1 pseudogene is annotated in these 384 nt (G+C 42.4%); it reads right to left on the reverse strand.

The annotated features are described in order from the left end of the window. Nucleotides 1-351: pseudogene (locus KDU71_RS23515) on the reverse strand (hypothetical protein); the annotation flags it as partial. Between the last annotated feature and the right edge of the window lie 33 nt (nt 352-384).

The following is a 384-nucleotide window of genomic DNA, read 5'->3' on the forward strand; positions in this document are numbered from 1 at the left end:
GGAGTTATAAACCCGGGCAAACTGCTTACGCATAGCAGGCGTATCGTTATAAAATGGAGGCATATCAAAGTCATTCTCACCTATACGTTCTTCAGTAGCCAACTCATTTATTACCTGTTTCTTATACCAACCATAGGTGTGTGTCATGGTGCGCGACTGGTGTGAATCCATAAAATTGAAGACTGCAAAGAAAGGTTGCCCCTCTGCCCTGTTCCACCAACCTGCTGTATCAGCACTCTCGTGCCAAGCTTCAGCGGTATAGGCTTTTTCGTCGCCTACATTATAATCAGTCTTTTTATTGTTGGAAGTATAATACCCTTGTTGTTGAAGGTAGTATGGAAAACCTTTCATATAATTTGGTACCGCAATAGCACTGCGATGATT

This window comes from Carboxylicivirga sediminis (assembly GCF_018156225.1).
Lineage (GTDB): Bacteria > Bacteroidota > Bacteroidia > Bacteroidales > Marinilabiliaceae > Carboxylicivirga > Carboxylicivirga sediminis.